Below are 20403 nucleotides of genomic sequence, written 5' to 3'. Positions count from 1 at the left end.
CTATATATACTCTATTGGGAAAAAACTTAGCCAATATTTTTCACTAGGTCTTCAAACTCATCTCTTTTTATAGCACCATTTCTGAGTTTAACACGATAATTATAAATGGTATTAACAGAATACCTTAATATTTTAGAAATCTTGGAACTATTGGTTATTCCTAACCTAATTAACGCTAATATTCTCAATTCGGTGTTCAGCTGCTCATTATCGCCAATTTGGATTTGCTCTTCGGGTTTCAATAATCCATTTACACTATTTATAAAATTAGGATAAATATGAAGGAATGATTTATCAAAATTGGAATAAAACAACTTTAATTCTTCTTCAATCACCTGTTTGGATTTAGTAAGCTCTAAAAGTTTGTTTACTTTATTTGTTAAAATATATTTCCTAACCATTTTTCTATATCCATCAAGTTTATCTATATATTCAGAATAAAGATTCAGAAAAGAACCTATATATTGTTCCTTAACACGACCAACATCGGCCAATTCATCATGAATTTGCCTTAGGTCCTCATTCTTTACTTTAAGTTCCTCATTTAGCTCTCTCAATTTCACATTAACAACTTTTGCTTGTTCTCTTGCCTGTTTAATCTTTTGAAATTGTTTAAATATAAAATAGAGAGCCATTAACAGAATAATCGATAATGCACTAATAAACATTAGTTGTTTTTGCAGCTTGTTTCGCTGCTTTTGTATTCTTGCTTCAAAGGAATTGGAAATCTGAGGCGATATATTTGATATATGTAAAAAACGAAGCTGAGAATTATAAAATTGAGCGTCTTCCAATGAAAAATTTATGAATTTATGTGCCCTTTCCACATCTCCTTCCTCAAAAAGTACTTCAGCAAGATTGGTCAAAGACGCGTTATCCTTAATAGCTCCTTTTATATCCGAGATGGCAGATAAAATCAAATATTTCTTTTGGTTAAGCTTATCATCATTAAGCCATCTAAGCATATAAGATCGGTTAAAGGCTGCAAATGAAAAATCCCTAGTTCCAGAAATTGATTTTGATAAAATTTCCTCATTTATTTTAAGAGCCTCTCCCAGTTTGTTTGCATCTCTATAGTTTTGCTCAATCACAATTAAATATTCAATAGACTCCTTGTCATTTCTTGATATTTCCGTATTAAGAGAATCTGAATAAGCTCTATAGAGGCCGCGATACTTTTCGCTAATTCTCTTCACCTCTGAACTATTTTTTAACTCGTCATAACACTTTTTATAATTTCCATAAAAACGCAGAAGTAAACCATTGGGAATAACTTTTCTATTTATACCATCCAATAAATTAAGGCTTTCAGTATACCTCCCTGAAGTGGCCAAAATATTTGAAAGCTTCAAAATAGATTCAGTTTTAAGTGAATCCTTCCCAATTGAAGTGGCTAAATCAATATTATTATTTATATAATGTAAAGATTCATTAAAGCTATAATACTCATTTTCCAAAATGAGTCTACTGGTCAAAAAATACCTGTTTTCTGAATTAATATCCTGATCGGAAAGTAACTTTTTAATATTATTAATTCTTGTTTTTTTCCGTTCGTCATAATGTTTTCTTTTAGACATTGTTGTTTCTAGTTCCTGAAACAAAGAATCTAAGTTTTGCGCATTCAAAGTACTAGTGAAAAGAAATAAAATAAAAAAAATGCTTCTTGCCATGTAAACAAAAGTAATTTAATCTTAGATATATCAATAATAAACCGAAATTTTTCCCTGTGTTTGATAATATATCTTTACCAACAAACCCCATTTATAAAGAAGGACTGTAGTAGTATTTGATAAGCCAGAGATTAACATGTTCGTATAGCCCTAACTATCATTTACTTTGAAAAACTCAGGTACCAGCGGGATTTTAAATTAGCTTGTATTATTTTATTAGTTGCATAGATTAAACAACTTTCTCTATTAATTCTATGCGGTTATCCCAATAATCGTAAAATGAAAACCTACCAATACCCGGTATTTCCGCATCTTCTTTTACTTTAACACCATTTTCAATTAGGTAAGCCTTTACCTGATTTATATTTTTAACTTCAAAAGCAGGGTGCCTTTTTGACTTGCCCTCCAAGTTTTCAGTTCCTATATGCAAATCAATATTGGCCAGCTCTAACCAGAAACCACCCATATGTTTTAAGGATTGTGGTCTTTCTATTTCTTTTAAGCCCAAAATTCCACAATAGAATTCACGCCCCTTATCCTCTTCACCAATTGGAATACATATTTGAACATGATTAATTTTTTGAAAGTCTATTTTCATAATATTAATAAACTATTAGGTCATAAAACAAAGTCCCAGTATTTATTTAAAGTTCTACCTATTTATGAATTCGGTTAAAATATCTAATGACTATATTTCTTACCAACAACCGTATACATTCTGCAATTTTTAGGAGAATCACCATCACTATTTCCAGCCATAATGATACTATCTCCAGCTTCAGCCACTCGATGAAATATTGACATCATAACTTTACCAACTGTAATATCATCACCAGAATCTTTATAATCACTCAATAAGAATTCTGGTCTTTTTACAGTATCATCATGCAGAACATAAATATGCATCTTCACTCCTGCAATGAATTGTAGTTGATCTCTTGCCCAATATCTATTATCAGAATTTGGTGTTCTTATATATTCTGACCCTCGTAAATATTGTGGTACAACTGTATAGTTTTCTTCCATATCAGTATACGCCTTTTTACCCCAATGCATATTGGTACGCAACATGGCTTTACCATCTCCTGTATAACTGAATTTTGTAAAAAGTTTACTTTTATTGGTTTTACCTGGAATGTATTCTGGAATTTCAGGCGTGTACACTGGCATAGGTTCTTCCGTTAGCACATCCCTAAAAACCTGTGGTAGTTCTGTAGTTAATCCATTTTCAATTTCTACAGAATTAGAAGTTAATTCTATACTTACAGATGGTAAACCTTCTTTAGTTGCGGTGATTGAAACAGTTCCAGACTTTAAAAGAGACCGAACAGAAACACGGTTTATACCAGCTTCAATATCTAAATATAAATTATTAGTTGAATTTTCTTTTCCGCTATTATAACCTCCTCGCCAAATGGCTGGTCCGTCAACAGTAAAATCTACACGCCCTTTAGCTAATGGACATCTTCTACCTTCTGCATCAACCACTTCTATATCAATCAACGCAATATCTGACCCATCTGCTCGCCATCCTTTTGGACCGGTAATTGGTGTTAATTTTAAAGCTGCGGGCTTTCCTGCTGTGGTTTTAGTTTGGGTAACACGAACTTCATTATCAATAATACCTTCTGCTTTTATTTCGCCTGCTTCCCATTCAACATTTTTAAATGTATATAAATAACCACTTTTAGGTGTTTTATTTACACCAATAAGTTTCCCATTAACATATAGTTTTACACCAGCGGTATTTGAAACTACAAATATGTCTTTTTTAGTTCCTTCATTATAATTCCAATGCCCAATAATATGTATTTGTGGTTCTGGTCGCCACATAGCTTTTAAAGCATAAAACGCCTCTTTTGGCAAGCGTACTGCGTCTACCTCTCCACTAGCTCTAGTAACTTCGGTTTGTCCACGACCACCATGAGTTCCATCGGAAAAAATCCAATTGGCACCTCCTACATGATAAGCCTTTCTGCCCATTTTATCCCACCAATGATGCACTTGTCTTTCCGCAAATTGTTCTGAAGTTATTTTATAAGTGTTTTTTTCAATATTAGGATGGCTATAAAAATTATCATCGGGTGAATGCTTATCCCAAACACGTCTTGGTGCTTCTTCTCGCATATATTCACTCTCTATGAGTGGTAAATCTGGATATTCACGCTCCCAACCTTCTGTACCAATTTCTATAGACACATAACCTTCGGAATCATTTTTAACATCAGCCCTTCTATTACCCATTAAACGTTTTCCGTTAGAATCGAATGTATTAATAACATCTAAAATTTCTTGATAATGAGCTTCGCTTTCGGCCCAATTTCCACCTTCCCAAATCATTATAGATGGATGATTTCTATAATACACAATCATGTCTTTAAAGGCTTTAATACGGATATCCCAAGTTTCACCTTCATCTTCAGATTCGCCACTTACACCTGGCATTAAATTGACAAAACCATATTTATCTCCCATAGCAACCTCGGCAGGTGAACCGGCACAATGTCCCCATCTAATAAAATTACCTCCGGCCTCATCCATAAGTTGGAATGTATGGTCGCGTAACCAATCGGGTAAGGCTGCACCTAATCCAGCCCAAGCATTTGTTGGTTTTTGACCCCAACCATGTAACTTAGCATATTCACCATTGTTTGAAAACCCAGTGTCTTTATTAAATTCAAAACTTCTAATACCTAATGGTGTACTATAAGAATCTACAGCTTCACCTTCAACCTTTAATACAGTTTCTACTGAGTACATATAAGGATGACGTGTATACCATCTATTAGGTTTTGAAACATTTGTTGTGGCAGAAAATGTGAATTTTTCTCCTGCAGCCATACTTTTTTCTACGGATGCAACCGCTACAACTTTACCCTCATTATTAACAATTTTCGATTCGCATGTTACATTTTTAGCTTCAGCATATTCATTTTGAACTTCTGCGTTTATAGTAACCTCTGCATTTTCCGCACTAATGTTTTCAGCGTAAACATAGGTTCCAAGTGTTTCTAAATTATCGTAAAGTGGAAGCGTAATATGAAGTGGGTCTGTAACATGTAAAAATACATTTCTATAAATACCTCCATGAGTAGGATGCCAATGCTCATGATTCCAAACTAGCGGGAAATTATCTCTAAAATGATCACCTCGATCGTTATTGACTTTTACTGCAATAACATTATCTTCATTAAACTTAAGATGTGAGGTTAAATCAAATCCAAAAGGAATAAACCCTGTTTGATTTTGCCCTAAATGCACACCGTTGATATAAACATCTGCAATTTGACGCACCGATTCAAACTCAATAAATACTTTTTTTCCAGCATCAGATTCTGGTAATTTAAAATGTTTACGATACCAAACTGTTCCTCTCCATTGGTTTTCTTCACCATCATGGTGGCCTAAACTATAATCATCAAAAGTATCTACATCATTAAAGGTATGTGGACAACTTATTGTACTCCAAGACGAATCTTCAAAACTCTTATTTTGAGCGTCTTGAGGATTTTCTTTGATGAATTTCCAATCAAGATTAAAGTTGTACTTTGTTCGGGTTTCTTTGGGAGTATGTACTACATCTACGCTCTTGTTATTACAAGAAAAAACGCCTAATCCTATTAATAATAGAAACATGGCGTTTAGAAATTTCATTCTCATACTTAGTTATTGAGGTATTAATTCTATGAGCTTAACACTATGTGGTTCTAAATCTACTTTTATAGTTAATTTGCCATCCTTCTTTTGAACAGTAGCATTTGTTACGGTTTTCGATAATTTTGCCATGTCTTCATATTTGGAAAGATTAGTACTTAAAACCGTTTTCCATCCATCTTCAAATCGGTCTGAAGGTCTGTTACCATAAATACGACCATTAGTTTTTTCTGTAACTCCTGCTGCTCTAACATCTTTGTATAATTCATGTAACATGATACTGTGGGTTTTATCAATCGTCCACTCATTCATTTTCCAAGACGTTTCTCCTGTTATTAGCCCTCCTTCTAACTGCGGGTACAAGGTTCTATTTGAAGTGCTATTTCTAGTTGTATTATGGTTATAAACCAATAAATATATTTTATCTCCTTTGGTTACAGGTATAACCCCAGCATGACCACTAATGTTATCAATAGTTTCTAATCTGTTACCGCCTTCCATCTTCAAAAACATCTCGGTAACATTTCTTCTACCCTGAGGTAAATTGCTTGATTCAATTTCTTGTCCCCAATCATAAATTTCTGTGATTCTATTTTGGTAAGCCAAATCTGCTATTCTAGCATACCAGCTAGCTCCCAATTCCGTCGCATCAGTTAAACTAACACCTCTTACGCCATTCTCATCTCGTAAAATTCCAAATTCCTGTATATCAAAAGGGATATTATTAAACTGCGGGTAACTATTTAATTTAGCTCTGTACGATGCAACCGTTTCTGGGAACTTGATGGTATTTTGGTCAATTTTTTCATAATATGAAATACAGAAAAAATCCATTTTTGTTCCTGTTGCTCCTGTAACATAGTTTGTTCCGTTGGCACAATGGTCTATAATTTCCGTAGTATAAGTTGCCGCACCTTCAGTAAGGTTATTACCAGGGCCAATGATAGCATCAGGAATTACTTTTAAAACTTCATCTACAGTTATATCATAATGCTTAAAAAATTCTTCTTTGGTACCATTCCAGTGTTGTGGTGTATAATTTGGCTCTGTAGCTACTCTAAAACGCCAAGTTTTAACCTCGTTCATTCCAAATTCACCAATCAATGTTTGTAAAAACGCATTGATATATTGTCTCCAAATATCATAATCATCTGGTGGATTTGTATTTCCGTAAGTATTAACCTCTTTTACAGCATTCATTTCCCATGGTACATTATCTAAAACAATCCTAGGTTTAAAACCTGTTTGCATAAAACCGCGCATACTAGTTATTAATCCACTAAAATCTGTTATAATATTACCCGAACCATCTACACCTTGGTAAAACGTATTTAAGTTATCTGTTCTTCCACCAAGTACCCTTACCATATTATAACTTTTTACATATGGCTTAATATCTTCAAGCGACGCTCTAAAATTAGAACCACTAAATCGAGTTTGATTAACCATAGGTCTTGTTGACCAGAAGTTATACATTTCACCAACCACTGCACCTGTATTAATACTTACAATTTTATTTGGGTCAATTGGTGGATCTTCAGGTTCTTCAGGGTCAGGAGTTACAACAATTTCTTCTTCCTCTACAGGGTCTGATTTTGAACAAGTAAATAATACAAAACTAGCTAATATAAAAGCTAGTGAAATAACTATTTTTCTATGGGACGTGTACATTATGCAATTTTTATAATGAGTATTAGTAACAAATTTAAAATGTTAAACTGAAAATAGCATCCTGCTCTGTCTTGACTGTAAGCAATATACTTAAGTCAATTTTCACCACTTTTTCAGAACAGTGCAGGATAGAATAAAGCGCCCTTAAAACTATATTTGTTTTATATTAAACCAATCCTTAGGAATTAATGAAAAAAGTATTTTTAGCATTTGCAATTAGCTATTTATCAATAGGATTATCTTTTGCCCAAGAACAACCTAATGTTTTAATATTTTTGGTTGATGACTTGCGAAATGACCTTGGTTGTTACGGAAACACCGAAGTAAAGAGTCCTAACATAGATGCTTTGGCCGAAAACGGTATTTTATTTAATAAAGCATATTGCCAGCAAGCTATTTGCGCCCCTTCTAGAATGAGTATTCTGACTGGTTTACGTCCAGAGAGCATTGGTATTTACGACATTTTTACTCCTATGCGGAAAGTACGTAAAGATATCATATCCATGCCACAGTTTTTCAAGGCCAACAACTATAAAACGGTTAGTATAGGTAAGGTTTACCACCATTCCCGAGATGATAAAAGTGTTTGGGATGTTTACTTCGAAAAAGAGCGCAACAGCTATGTAAAGAAAGAAAACATTGAAGACCTAGAGCTTCAAAAACAATCTGGTAAAAAGGTGGTTAAAGGTGCCGCTTTTGAGGATGCCGATGTTGCAGACGAAGCCTATAAAGATGGTCGCGCAGCTAATTATGCCATTGAAACATTAAACAAGCTAAAAGATGATAAATTTTTAATGGTAGTGGGTTTAAGCAAACCTCATTTACCATACAATGCACCAAAAAAGTACTGGGATTTATACAATAAGGACAACTTTAACGTACCATCTAGAAATAAACCTGAAGGTATGTTCAGGCTTTCTTTAAGTAAATGGGGTGAATTAAAAAACTATTCTAATATCCCAAATGAAGGGGATTTGGACGATGACTTAACAAAAGAACTCATAAACGGTTACTATGCTTGTATAAGCTATATTGACGCTCAAATTGGAAAAATAATAAACACTTTGGAAACATTGGATTTAAGAAAAAACACGCTTATTGTTTTTATGAGCGACCATGGTTATAAATTAGGTGAATACGGTGCTTGGTGCAAGCATTCTAATATGGAAATAGACACAAGAGTACCATTAATTATTAATGATGGAAGTAAGAAGAAAGCAACACAATCTAACGCTCTTGTTGAAAATATAGATATTTTCCCTACAATTGCTGAACTGAGTGGTTTGAACATTCATGAAGTAGACGGAAAAAGCCTTTTACCATTAATTGACAACCCAAATAAAGATTGGGACGAAGCTGCCTATAGTTTATTTCCAAGAGGAGATAAATATATGGGATGTACCGTAACTAATGGTAAATTTAGATACACAGAATGGAGAAACCCAGAAACTAAGGAAGTTATTTCTACAGAGTTATTTAATCATGAAACCCATTTAATTGCAGACAAGAATTTATCTGGTATTCCTGAATATAAAAAGCTAAAAGCTAATATGAAAAGGTTGCTATTAAAGCAATTTCCTAAAGATTACGAGTTTTATTAAAATCTGTTTTACTTATAAGTTAGAATTCATAATTCTTTGAAACTCCCTTGACAGTTCTTCTAGACTTGCAATGTGTTCTATAGGAAATCTAGCATCTTTGGCAACCCTTATAGTCTTATTAATATAATATAAAGCTTTACCCCTTTCATTTAATTGAAAATAAGACATTGCTAAAGACTGACCAGCTGCTACTTGTGTTTGCATATCAGATCTGTAATTTATTAATGCTCTCTGGCTAAATTCTTTAGCTTCTTTTGGGTTTCGGATTTTTTTATCAGGACAATTAATTAAAAAAGTACCATATGCTTCCTGCATGTGCGGATTATTAGGAGAAAACTTTAAAGCGGTCTCATATAAACCTGCTAATTCTACCCACATTTTATTATTTCGATAATAATCAGAAATGTAATTAATAATAAATGCTTGGTCTGGTGTATCTTTAAATGCCCGTTTATAATAAGTTAGTGCCCCTTTTGTATCTCCAGCATTCTTAGCAATAATTCCATTAAAAATATTAATTCGTGGGTTTTTAGAATCTAGTTTCTTTAATCTGGATAAATACTTATTTGCCTTTACCATATCTCCCGTTTGAAGAGATAAAAATGTAGCTCCACCTATAACAGCAGGATCATTTGGGTATTGCTCTAATAATTCATTCATTAATTCTAACCCCTTCTCCTTCATCCCTAGCCTATCAAAAAACATTCCTGCTAGTCTAGATTTAGTTTCTGGTTTTTCATTTTCACTTTTTTCAGCCATTAAGAAGTATTTTTTGGCTGCATTTTTCAAGCCCGAATTTGACAAACCCACTCCTACATCAATTATCTCACCATAGTCATCTTTAAACGCTTCCATATGCTTGTCTAAATATGGTATTGCTCTTCTTGCCATGTCCATAGATATATATAATCTAATGGCTTTAGAGACTATATATTTACTTTCTGGATCATTTTTTAAACTAAAATCAACCAACTCCAAGGCCCAAGGCAAATTACTAGTTCTAATAGCATCTTCTATTTGTTTTAATAAATAATTTTCAGTTCTAGAATGATAACTCAACTTATCCAACAAAGGGTCCACAGGTGAAGTATAATCCACTAAATCTTTAGATCGGTCTGAATAATACTTACTCAACTCCTTATCCCCTTTTTCGGCATAAATAATACTTAACTGTCTATATGCGGGACCAAATGAGATCTCATTAGAAATCAATGTTTTTAATTGATTTTCAGCTAATTTATCTTTACCAGCACTAGCATAAAGCTTTGCCAATTCTAAACTAGCATAAACTGGTAACGGAAAATAAGACGTTCTTTTTGTTTCCTTTAAAACAAAATATTTCTTATCTATTCCCAATAGACTTTTAAGTATTTCCTCAAATTTAGCGGTCTCTCCCATTTGCTTATAAGCTTCTCCTTTATAATACTGTGCCAGATATAGATTGGGTTGAATTTCTAAGACATTATTAAAGTGCTCAATAGTATTTACCGAATCACTAAGTTCTCGTTTTAAACACCCTAAATAATAACTCCATATCCACTCTTTAGGTGCACGCTCAATGGCTAACAGATAACAGGCCTCTGCTTCTTCAAAATAATTATTAGCATGATAAACCATTCCCAGCTCTCCAAGATTACTAACAGTTGGTTTGCTTAGAGTTTTTGCATTAACATTTGTGATATGTTTTTGAAATGGTATTGAAGTCTCACTTAAATTCGGGACAGCAGGTAGTCGATTAGTATATTGATTATCAATATAATTATTGATTAAAAAATATGATAAACCAAGCACAATAATAATCAAAATACCGAAAAATATTTTTTTTCCATTCATATCAATAAAATTACTTTGCTAAAGTAACAAAAACCATGATGAACATTAATATAACTAGAGAAATAACACTCATAAATTTCTAAATTTATGTACTTTAGTTCCTGTGTTTTTAATGTAAAATTCAACAATGTATCCTAAACAAAAAAATAACACAAAAACCGTATGTTTTTTACCTTTGCTTGTTTCATTTTTGGTTATAGGGTGTAAAGATTCAAAAGAAAAAATTAATATAGAAAAAGGACAAGAATTATTCACTTCAGTAGGCTGTGCAACTTGCCACTCTCTATCTGGAGATAAACTTTACGGACCTTCTTTAAATTCCATTTTGGGGACTAAGACTAAAGTAATTCGGAATGACAAAGAATACTCTTTTATTATTGATAAAAACTATATTAAAAAATCAATTATAGATCCAGATTACGAAAAACCCATATTATTTAAGAGTAATAAAATGCCTAAACCTAGTCTTACTAATTTTGAAGTTGATTGTATTACTAACTACCTATTAAGTATTAATAATACATCAAAAGAATAATAATTATGCTAAATAATAAGATCGACTTACTACTAACAAATTTAGAATCAAAAAAACTGTTATTTCAAAAGAAATATACAGTACTTTTTCTGTTTTGCTTTTCAGTTTTACTTATTAATTGTAAGAACAAAGAGCATAATAATAATGTTATTGAACAACTGAAAAATGAAGTGCAAATTGAAAATAAATCATTGAAATATATTACTAAAAAATTTATACCTACTGCTATTGGCAACAAATTTGAGGAACCTCCCCAAATATCAAATCTTACTGTTGGTGATGTTAACCAAGACGATTTACTAGATGTTGTAGTTTGCGATATAAAGAATAACACAATTTCTATAATTAGTCAAAACCCTAAAGATACATTTACAGAAAAAATAGTTGCTGATAGTATTAAAGCACCTGCCCATGTTCAGATTTTTGATTTTGATAGTGATGGCGATAAGGATTTAATTGTTGCTCTACTTGGCATGCTTTTTCCAAATAATGACAGAATTGGATCTATTATTGTTCTTGAAAATGATGGGAGAAATAATTTTTATAAACGAGTTGTTATTGAAAACATATCCCGTGTTGCAGATGTAAGAGCTGGAGACATAGATGGTGATGGAGATATAGATTTAGTTACTGCGCAATTTGGTTATGATGATGGAGAAACCTCTTGGATAGAAAATTTAGGGAACTGGACCTTTAAAAATCATAGTTTGCAAAATCTTTCTGGTCCCATAAATGTAGAATTAATAGATATTGATTTTGATAATGATTTAGATATTATTTCTTTAGTTACCCAAGAATGGGAAAAAATATATTGCTTTGAAAATGATGGAAAAGGTAACTTTAAACCTAAACAATTGTGGGGTGCAAGTAATGAAGATTATGGATCTAGTGGTATTTCAATCACAGATATAAATAAAGACGGAAAACCAGATATACTTTATACAAACGGAGATGCTTTCGACTATCTACCTCCTTTACCAAGACCATGGCATGGGGTACAATGGCTTGAAAACTTAGGTGGTATAAAGTTTAAACATCACCATATCACCAATTTTCCAGGGGCATTTAGTGCCAGAGCTACAGATGTTGATAAAGATAATGATGAAGATATTTTTGTTGTGAGTGGCTTTAACTATTGGGATAAACCAACAGCCGAAAGCATAATATTACTTGAAAATGATGGTAATAATACTTTTAATAAACATACTATAGCAAAATCTCCAACACACTTAATAACATTAGAATTAGCTGACTTTAATAAGGATGGACATATGGATATGGTAACAGGGGGTGTGTATATTTATCCACCTTATGACAAATTAGAGCGTGTAACACTTTGGATGAATGCGGGAAACTAACACTTAACACCTCCTTGAAACTAAAGAACTTCACAATTTCTAACTTTTTCACTTGAATCTTGTTTGCAAGAGAAATTAAAAAAACATAAAATACTGAAAGCTTTAATTATGAACTTAATTCTTTTCATATTAACATGGTATATACTTTACTTTTTTCGTCTTGCTTTTGGTCCATCGTAATCATAGGTAAACCAATCTACGTCTATGTGTCCTGCGTCTTCTTTTTCATTCCATGAAAAGAATCCTAATCGGTCACCAGTCCATTTTCCAAATACTATAGTAAATGTTGGTCCAAAAGCTTTATAGTTTTCACCATCCAAGCTATACTCGTAAGTTGCTTGATTACTATTATTTGATGTTCTAACAAATAAATCATTCCCAACTAATTCCGGCCCATTTGTTTTTTCTGCCATAGGGTTCATGTAGAATAGATTCTTTTTCCCGTTCTTGTCAACCTCAACACCTAACAAATTAAAAACACCACCATATCTTACAAATCCTGCCAACTGATGTGGTTGCATTCCAGAAATATCAAACTTGGCAACTGCAGTACCTGTAGTAATTCCCATAATACGTTGGCTCAAAGTATTGCAAGCTCGCCAAAAATCTGAATCTGAGCCATCATTATTCGTCCACTCATTTATATTTGGCCCATAGCCTTTTTCGTTAGGTAACACCTTACTTGCTTTTAAACGTAACCAACCCCGTCTTTCTGTTAAAGACCAATGCGTATTTCTTGGGTTATGGTTCCACTCCCACTGAAAGCCTAATTTTTCGTTTGAGAAATCATCATCAGAACTTGGAGCTGCTACCGGATAACCATCTATAGGTTTTTTATGTTGCTTTACAGGTTCTCCAATACCATCATTATCTTCATCTACACCAATAATTGGCCAGCCATCAACCCAATTTACAGGTTCTAAACATTGTGGTCTTCCTTGGAAAGGAATTGTATCATTTTGAATTAATTGATGCATATACCACCATGACTTATCTGGAGCTTGCATTAAGGCGCCTTGACTTGCACTGCGGTTTTTAAACACCGTTCCTTTTTCTAAAACTGTTTTCACCTCGTAAGGCCCGTAAATGCTTTCTTTAGAACGCAATACAATTTGTTTTCTATCATTTTTCGGGTTTTTAACCCCGGGTTTTGTGGATTTATCACCAATAGTCCATTGTGCCAAAAAGATATACCATATACCATCAATTTTATAAATTTTTGCAGCTTCAGCTCCCATACCCGTGTAAACCAATTTACCTTCGTCTAAGATTTTAGTTCCATCCCAGCTCATTTCGTAAATTCTGTTTTCGTTGCCTTCAATGGTGTTTTCTTTACTTTTTTGTTTTCCAGCCGTATTAATTATAACGTATGCTTTATGTGTTTCTTCATCCCAAAACACAGCTGGGTCGTCTAATACTTTTGCTTTTGGAAGCATCATGATAGGCTTGCTCCATGGACCTTTGATATCTTTTGCTGTGGCAACCATTAAACCATGTTGATAATCTATTTGGTAGCAATACCAAGTACCTTCATGATAGGCTAAATCACCTGCCCAAGTACCAAAAGAATAACCATTCATTCTATCCCAATTGTATTCTGGCGCCCATGATAGGCTGTCAAAAACGTGCCCAACATTCGTCCAATTTACCATATCCTTAGATTCTAGAATTGGCATCCCTGGCGACATGTGTTGTTTTGATGTAATCATGTAATAAGTATCACCTACTTGCTCGATATCTGAATCTGGATAGTCGGCATTTAAAATGGGGTTGATATACGTACCATCTCCTTGGTCTCCAAAACTTCCTATTTGAGCTTGGGCTAGGTTTTCAGATGTTGAAGTGTCTGCATCTTCCTTTTTTGTGTTTGATTTACAAGATAATGTACATACTAAAATTAGCGCATGAATAATGACTAAACGTGATATTTTCATCAATAATTTGTATTTATATTTTAATAATTTTTTGTGTAAACGTAAAATTAGTACCTACACTACTAATAAAATAAATACCGCTTGTTAAATCAGAAATATTAATTGTCAGTCTTTTTGAAATAGTTTCTATCGTTTTTACTATTGCACCGTGGACATTAGAAATAACAAGATTTGATTTCACTGGTAAATTATCAAAATTAATAAAATCCTTAGTTGGATTTGGATATACTTTGATTTGATCCAACTCGTTTTTGGTAGTAGACAATGCGCTATAACAGCTTGACTCTGAATTACTGAAATTAAAAGCTACACTTCCAGAAACATTACTTCTATGCAATACCATTTTATCAATAAATAAATATGAGGATCTAGCATCCACAGTTATAGTATACTCTTTGGCTTCATTAAATGTTACCCAAACTCTGTGTGAATCACCATCATTGGTATTTGTTACAAAACCCCAATCTAATCTATTACCAAAAGCTTTTATGAAATTTTGAGTTGAGCTTCCTGCAGCACAGGTTAAATTTGGGTCTGAATTACACAAAGGTTTTGGATATACTTTAACCCCATTTTTTATACCGTAAAAATCTTCGCCATCTATTTTTAACCATGCATCATTATGCTCTCCTGTGTTAGTGCCCATACCAACTCTCATTCTCCAAGCAAACCTATAGGTGCCTGGATTGTTTATTTTTATTTTGTACACAATTGGGGCACCTGATAGTGCGTTAAAAGATTCAGGACCTGTCCAATATATGTAATTAATAGTTGATCCAGGTAAATTAGGGTCTGATTCACTTCCTGTTTGCCAATTTGATCCAGAAGGTAAGATACCAGATTCCATCTCTATTGTTAACAGACCATTTTGCTCTTCAAAAGGCAGTGTACCATCACATGTAGCTGTTTGTGCAAACACACCTGTTGAAACTATTAAAATAATAAGAAGTGTAATTGTAATTCTACATTTCATTTTATAAACTTTCTAATTAAGGGAGTAATATTAATTAATTCAATATAATTAAGCATCCTGCACTGTAAGGTGTTATTTTAGTATTTTATTGAATTTGATAGCATCTTGAACTGTAGTGTTCAATTTTATAAAAAATGAATTTAGAAAAGTTAGTTTATTGAATTTTCAATAAAACTAATGCACTTAACGGGCCTTCTGGTATTACTTTAGGTGCATGCTTTTTAAAACCACCATGTTCCGTTTCCCATTTAAGTACATACCTAGAACCATCCTTTTGAGGGCCACTTTGGTCATTTGCCAATCGGACATTCATATTGGGTCTATTGGTCAAAGGCTTGTTAATATCTTTTGGATATTTAGTTTTTATATCTACTGCCTTGTTAGTATGCTCCAGATTAGAATAATCAATAGAATATTGTCCAGATTCTCCTTTTTCGGTTTTCCAATCTATGGCAATAATATTGTCATTAGAAATCCCAGCAAAACTAAATTGACCGCCTATTGACATAAAAGCGCCTCCATCAATAAATTTCCAACGGAAATCCCAATTAGATATCTTTTTAGACATCCATTTACCATCCATAAACTTAGCCAAATAGAATTGTGTCAATCCAGCTTCATCATATTTCACATAGCCTATTATGGGCTCACCATCTTTAGACAACATGATTTTATATCTGCTGTTATGCATTCCTCCTTTAGTAGGAGTGTCATCTACCAAAACCTTTTTATCATCTGGTCTAAAAGGTAGATTTACTGTTTCTCCAGCAGCATTTTTCCAGTTTTTAAAGTCAGATGTTTTAGCATAACAAATATGATGGCTGGTTTCAACCATCGGTGTCCAACGCCATATCCATACAAAATGAAAATCACCATTAGCATCTTTTACCCAATGATGGTATGCTGCTCGGTCATCATTAGCTTCTATTCCTTCAAATAATGGTTGTTCTAAATAACGCTCCCATTTTTTTTCTTTTGCTAAAAACCGGTTAATTAGTATGTTCCCGTTACCACAGGAACCAGCCCTATAGGAAAATAAAAGGCTTCCTGATTTATCATGGAAAAATTTAGGGTAAGTTACACTTTTCTCATCCTGTCCAATCATTTCATTAACCATAACCATAGTATTAACGTCAAATGGTTTGGAGCTTTTAAAATAGGCCAATGGGTGTACGTGCATATTTCCACTCACATGAATATATCCCAATTCATCTATACCCAATTTTACCGAATTATGCGAATCCCACATGAGTTGATTGGGAAGTGTCTTTTTAGTCCATTCTTTACTTCCAATATCTCGTGAAGCAACAGTCATCATTCTTTTTCTATCATAATAAGCCACAAACTGTTTGTCTCCTACAGTTTTTAAATCAAATCCAACGCCATTGCCTGCCCAAATAGAATCTACTTCTATTTCCTCAACAATTTCAGGGCCATTTTTTTCTTTTAGCTCACCTGAGTCCTTTGATTTATTCATACAAGAATATAACAGGAAAATTGATAAAATTATAAGGCTAATTCTTTTCATAAGTCCATATTATTTTGAAGCTTTTAAATATTGAACTTGGTACACTCCTGAACCCAAAATCACATTAGAAGCCTCTTTGATTGCTTCATTACTTTTTTGAAATTCTTCCAAAGATTCTCCATTAATATTAAGTGTTTCCAATTCCTTACGAGCCAAAACAACCATAGCTTTAGTGTTAAAGGGGACCTCAAGTTTCATTGACAATATCCCTTCACTAACTGTCCAATCATTTTTAATTTCACCATAAGGTGTGGGTACCGTTAAAGTAGTACTGCTTAACTTACTTGGAAATTCTGGATTAACAGTAAAAACTTTATATCCAACTTTGTCTTTAGAAGATTTTATTCCTCCTAAAGATTCATAAAAATATGCTGCAAACCCACTATGCATAGGGTGATTTAAGGAGTTTGTTGGTCCTTCCATTTTCTCCCATTCAAATTGACGTTCTGGCCATGTAGTAAAACCAGAATTCATAACATAGGTCTGACTTGGAAATTCTGGTGCTGTTAAAATTTCATGCGCTAAATCTCCTTTTCCGTATGCTGTTAAAACAGTATAGATATACCTGTTTCCGTGTATACCAGTTGAATGGTGACCGTCTTTAACTTCAACAATATCATGTACTAAACCATTTACTACATTTTCAATTTCCTGTTCTGGCACTAAACCAAATTGTAAAGCCTGCACGGTAGCTGTTTGACTTTGATACCATTTGTGATTTGTATCTGGTATTTCAACCAAAAACTCTTTATTAAAAGCCGTTTTTAAAGCTTCCTTTTCGGCTTTCATCTTAGCTTCATATACTTTATCATTATTCATTTCAGCAAAGAATTCCATAATACCTAAAACATCATAGAAATAGGCATTTGCAGAAATAATAGGGTCGCACTCCATAGCACCAGGATTTTTTCTTCTATCCCAGCTTGGTGGACACCAATCTCCCATACCATCTTGCATAATGCCATTTTCATCTTTATAATTTAGATAAAAATTGGTTAAGCCCTTCATATTATTGTAATACTCTTTTACAATAGCATCGTCACCATAATACTGATAGTTGTACCAAGGTAAATACATAGTAGCCACACCCCAATCTATTTTGGCATAGGTTGATGTTCGCTTTCCTGGGGCAATCATGGTTGGCACTTGAAATTTAATTTCAGGATTGTTATGGCCCTTGGTTGGTCGCATTTGTGTACGGATGTCTTCCATATATTTCTTGTAGAAATCATACATGTCATAATTATACAGGGCGTATTCACAAAATGCGTGTGCATCACCTAACCAACCACATTTTTCACGATGAGGACAATCCTCTGGAATGCCATGTAGATTATCAACTATAGTCCATTTACTAATGCTATGCATTTTATTTAATAATTCATCTGAAGATGTAAAACTTCCTGTTTCTTGAATATCTGTGGCTACTAAAACTGCTTTAATCATATCAGCATCAGGCTTTGTAGAAATACCTTTAATTTTCGCATATCTAAAACCATGGTAACTAAATTTAGGTTCCCAAGATTCTACACCATCACCTTTACAGATGTACTTATATATTTGTGCCATTCCATTGGCACCACCACCTGTGGAGCCTTGAAAAACATCACTTCCATCAGTAAGTAATGCTTCTGTAGTAATAATTTCTATGAGCTGCCCTTCTTTTTCTTTAACATTCAACTTTACCCAACCTGCAATGTTTTGTCCAAAATCAACAATCCAATTACCATCTGCTCCTTTAAATACCTTTTGAGGTTCAAATTCTTTTAACTTTTTAATTGGCGGAATTTGACTCGCATTTATTTTTTTAACATGCGGAGATGCTACTTTTACATTACCCCATTTGGTGTCATCATAACCAACCCTATTCCAGTTACCTATCTCGTAACGCGCATCGTAGGTGTCTCCTCCATAAATATTATTAAATACTATTGGTCCTGTAGATTCTTTCCAGTTTTCGTCAGTATAAAAATCTGCTGATGTACCATCTTTATAATTTAATTTTACCAAACAACGTACGGTTGGTGGACCGTAAGAAACTCCTTTTTTATTCGATTCTGGGTCTCGGCTCCAAGAAATATTTTGCCCATAAAAGCCATTTCCTAATATAATTCCGAAGGCATTCTTACCAGATTGCAACTGTTCTGTAATATCATAATTTACATAATAAGCTTGTTTGTCGTAGTTTGATGGTGCTGGATCTAGGACATGGTCACCAACCTTTTCTCCATTTATATACATCTCGTAATAGCCCAATCCACAAATGTAGGCCTGTGCATTCTCAATTTCTTTATTGATGTCTATCTCATTTCTAAAATAACTAGCAGCAAAACCATCAACTGGTTTCGCTTTCTTCATATTACCTCTTTTATAACCTCTAAAACGATGCTCAGAAGTTCGTTTATCTTTATTTAGTGTAATCCATTTTGAATTGCCCCAATTTTCAGCATTCATTAAACCCATTTCGAATTCCTGAATACTTGACCATTTTGAAGCCGTTCCTTGTTCGTCCCAAATTTTGACTTTCCAAAAGTATTTTTGCATTGCTTGTAAATCCTTACCCTCATATTTTATAAAAGTGGATTTATCACTTTTTACTTTTTCAGAATTCCATATATCTACATCATCTTCATTAAGCTTATCTTCCGTAGAGGCAACTAAAATATGATAAGCCGATTGCGATTTATTAAAACCCTCGGCATTTGCAACCCATGAAAAAAGAGGTTGTTGGTTTTCTATGGTTGTTGGGTTTTTCTTAGAATTGACTAATAATTCATCAAAAGCTATTGGTGTTCGAGACGTTGATACTTTATTACAAGAAAAACTAAAAATAACTAATAATACAATTGAAAAAAGGTGCTGTTTTTTTATCATTATTATAGAGTGAATAGAATATTATGCTGTGAAATTTTAATTGTTGAAAGTACCAAAATTCATTAAAAATATTGTCCTGTACTATCATGTACTTACTGATGATTCATTTTAGAGTTAAAAGAAAAAACGCTACCATAGCCTACTTTGGTAGCGTTTTACTTCAAGTATTATTTATGTTTTGAATTCAATTCAAAAACAATTTTGATTTAAAAGCTTAATTAACCACAATTTTATGAGTTGAAATACCTTGACTGCTTTCTAATTGTAATATATACTTTCCGTTCCAAAAAGTCGCATAACATCACATCTCCAATTAGACCATAAACCATGTGGAAATCTTATGGTTATGGGTTTTAATTTGTTTACTAAATCCTTTTCTGTTGTAGTTGTAAAATTATGCGTATTTGTTCCAAGCAATAAATTGTTATACACTTCTTTAGATGAAGAAGTTATATTAATAGTTGCCTCCATATTTGCAGGTAAACTAAATGGATAATTCTGAGAATATCCCGAAAATGAAATTAGTAGTACCAAAAACAAATAAGGTAATTTCTTAATCATAATTTCATTTTGAATCAATTAAACAATATTAATGCTATCCCCAACATGAAGCGTCCTGCACTGTCTGTTTTACAGGTATAACACAAGACTGAACAGGATACATCCCCGACTTTAACAATCTATCTTTCCAAAAATTGAATTTTAATATAAGTTTTCCCAAAAAGAATTAGAATGCAAAACAAATTAATACAGTTAGGCATATCAGGAATCT

General features: G+C 33.2%; 13 protein-coding genes. 3 read left to right on the top strand and 10 right to left on the bottom strand.

The window, feature by feature from the left end:
* Positions 1 to 26 precede the first annotated feature (26 nt).
* The 4 genes from FUA22_RS06535 to FUA22_RS06520 all read right to left on the bottom strand — a co-directional run bounded on the left by FUA22_RS06535 (position 27) and on the right by FUA22_RS06520 (position 6995).
* On the bottom strand, positions 27 to 1670 hold the full coding sequence (locus FUA22_RS06535; RefSeq protein WP_147767093.1) for a DUF6377 domain-containing protein: 1644 nt from the start codon (positions 1668 to 1670) through the stop codon (positions 27 to 29).
* Positions 1671 to 1899: 229 nt separating this feature from the next.
* On the bottom strand, positions 1900 to 2268 hold the full coding sequence (locus tag FUA22_RS06530) for a VOC family protein (protein ID WP_147767092.1): 369 nt from the start codon (positions 2266 to 2268) through the stop codon (positions 1900 to 1902).
* Between the two features lie 83 nt (positions 2269 to 2351).
* Positions 2352 to 5324, bottom strand: coding sequence for a glycoside hydrolase family 2 protein (locus FUA22_RS06525; RefSeq protein ID WP_170309859.1), 2973 nt, complete (start codon positions 5322 to 5324; stop codon positions 2352 to 2354).
* A gap of 12 nt (positions 5325 to 5336) precedes the next feature.
* The gene (locus tag FUA22_RS06520; RefSeq protein ID WP_241664768.1) at positions 5337 to 6995 is read right to left on the bottom strand and encodes a GH39 family glycosyl hydrolase; all 1659 of its coding nucleotides are present in this window, start codon (positions 6993 to 6995) and stop codon (positions 5337 to 5339) included.
* A gap of 188 nt (positions 6996 to 7183) precedes the next feature.
* On the opposite strand from FUA22_RS06520, the gene FUA22_RS06515 reads away from it, so the two are divergent.
* Complete coding sequence (locus FUA22_RS06515; protein WP_147767089.1) at positions 7184 to 8596, top strand: sulfatase; 1413 nt, start codon at positions 7184 to 7186, stop codon at positions 8594 to 8596.
* Positions 8597 to 8608: 12 nt separating this feature from the next.
* Here FUA22_RS06515 and FUA22_RS06510 read toward each other — a convergent pair whose 3' ends face one another.
* Positions 8609 to 10429 carry a tetratricopeptide repeat protein gene (locus FUA22_RS06510; protein ID WP_147767088.1) on the bottom strand — a complete coding sequence of 607 codons (1821 nt, stop codon included), beginning with the start codon at positions 10427 to 10429 and terminating at the stop codon, positions 8609 to 8611.
* A 127-nt stretch (positions 10430 to 10556) separates the two neighbouring features.
* Between FUA22_RS06510 and FUA22_RS06505 the strand changes: the two genes are divergently transcribed.
* Together FUA22_RS06505 and FUA22_RS06500 are read left to right on the top strand one after the other, a co-directional pair.
* Positions 10557 to 10964, top strand: a complete 408-nt coding sequence (locus tag FUA22_RS06505; protein WP_147767087.1) for a c-type cytochrome — start codon at positions 10557 to 10559, stop codon at positions 10962 to 10964.
* A 5-nt stretch (positions 10965 to 10969) separates the two neighbouring features.
* A complete protein-coding gene (locus FUA22_RS06500; RefSeq protein ID WP_147767086.1) occupies positions 10970 to 12322 on the top strand; it encodes an FG-GAP repeat domain-containing protein in 1353 nt (450 codons plus the stop codon).
* Positions 12323 to 12468: 146 nt separating this feature from the next.
* Here FUA22_RS06500 and FUA22_RS06495 read toward each other — a convergent pair whose 3' ends face one another.
* The 5 genes from FUA22_RS06495 to FUA22_RS06475 all read right to left on the bottom strand — a co-directional run bounded on the left by FUA22_RS06495 (position 12469) and on the right by FUA22_RS06475 (position 20192).
* A complete protein-coding gene (locus FUA22_RS06495; RefSeq protein ID WP_147767085.1) occupies positions 12469 to 14256 on the bottom strand; it encodes a glycoside hydrolase family 43 protein in 1788 nt (595 codons plus the stop codon).
* A 13-nt stretch (positions 14257 to 14269) separates the two neighbouring features.
* A complete protein-coding gene (locus FUA22_RS06490) occupies positions 14270 to 15229 on the bottom strand; it encodes a T9SS type A sorting domain-containing protein (protein ID WP_147767084.1) in 960 nt (319 codons plus the stop codon).
* 154 nt (positions 15230 to 15383) lie between these two features.
* Positions 15384 to 16706: a BNR repeat-containing protein gene (locus FUA22_RS06485; RefSeq protein WP_170309858.1), complete on the bottom strand. Its 1323-nt coding sequence runs from the start codon at positions 16704 to 16706 to the stop codon at positions 15384 to 15386.
* 60 nt (positions 16707 to 16766) lie between these two features.
* Positions 16767 to 19631 carry an alpha-L-rhamnosidase gene (locus FUA22_RS06480; protein WP_147767082.1) on the bottom strand — a complete coding sequence of 955 codons (2865 nt, stop codon included), beginning with the start codon at positions 19629 to 19631 and terminating at the stop codon, positions 16767 to 16769.
* A 258-nt stretch (positions 19632 to 19889) separates the two neighbouring features.
* Positions 19890 to 20192: a hypothetical protein gene (locus FUA22_RS06475; protein WP_147767081.1), complete on the bottom strand. Its 303-nt coding sequence runs from the start codon at positions 20190 to 20192 to the stop codon at positions 19890 to 19892.
* Between the last annotated feature and the right edge of the window lie 211 nt (positions 20193 to 20403).

It is taken from the genome of Seonamhaeicola maritimus, from assembly GCF_008056315.1.
GTDB classification, from domain to species: Bacteria; Bacteroidota; Bacteroidia; order Flavobacteriales; family Flavobacteriaceae; genus Seonamhaeicola; species Seonamhaeicola maritimus.
This window is presented reverse-complemented; position numbering and strand designations above follow the sequence as displayed.

Excerpts from the sequence above, each read along its gene's own strand:
- FUA22_RS06535 (WP_147767093.1), bottom strand. The coding sequence starts at position 1,670 with ATGGCAAGAAGCATTTTTTTTATTTTATTTCTTTTCACTAGTACTTTG.
- FUA22_RS06530 (WP_147767092.1), bottom strand. The coding sequence starts at position 2,268 with ATGAAAATAGACTTTCAAAAAATTAATCATGTTCAAATATGTATTCCA.
- FUA22_RS06525 (WP_170309859.1), bottom strand. The coding sequence starts at position 5,324 with ATGAAATTTCTAAACGCCATGTTTCTATTATTAATAGGATTAGGCGTT.
- FUA22_RS06520 (WP_241664768.1), bottom strand. The coding sequence starts at position 6,995 with ATGTACACGTCCCATAGAAAAATAGTTATTTCACTAGCTTTTATATTA.
- FUA22_RS06515 (WP_147767089.1), top strand. The coding sequence starts at position 7,184 with ATGAAAAAAGTATTTTTAGCATTTGCAATTAGCTATTTATCAATAGGA.
- FUA22_RS06510 (WP_147767088.1), bottom strand. The coding sequence starts at position 10,429 with ATGAATGGAAAAAAAATATTTTTCGGTATTTTGATTATTATTGTGCTT.
- FUA22_RS06505 (WP_147767087.1), top strand. The coding sequence starts at position 10,557 with ATGTATCCTAAACAAAAAAATAACACAAAAACCGTATGTTTTTTACCT.
- FUA22_RS06500 (WP_147767086.1), top strand. The coding sequence starts at position 10,970 with ATGCTAAATAATAAGATCGACTTACTACTAACAAATTTAGAATCAAAA.
- FUA22_RS06495 (WP_147767085.1), bottom strand. The coding sequence starts at position 14,256 with ATGAAAATATCACGTTTAGTCATTATTCATGCGCTAATTTTAGTATGT.
- FUA22_RS06490 (WP_147767084.1), bottom strand. The coding sequence starts at position 15,229 with ATGAAATGTAGAATTACAATTACACTTCTTATTATTTTAATAGTTTCA.
- FUA22_RS06485 (WP_170309858.1), bottom strand. The coding sequence starts at position 16,706 with ATGAATAAATCAAAGGACTCAGGTGAGCTAAAAGAAAAAAATGGCCCT.
- FUA22_RS06480 (WP_147767082.1), bottom strand. The coding sequence starts at position 19,631 with ATGATAAAAAAACAGCACCTTTTTTCAATTGTATTATTAGTTATTTTT.
- FUA22_RS06475 (WP_147767081.1), bottom strand. The coding sequence starts at position 20,192 with ATGATTAAGAAATTACCTTATTTGTTTTTGGTACTACTAATTTCATTT.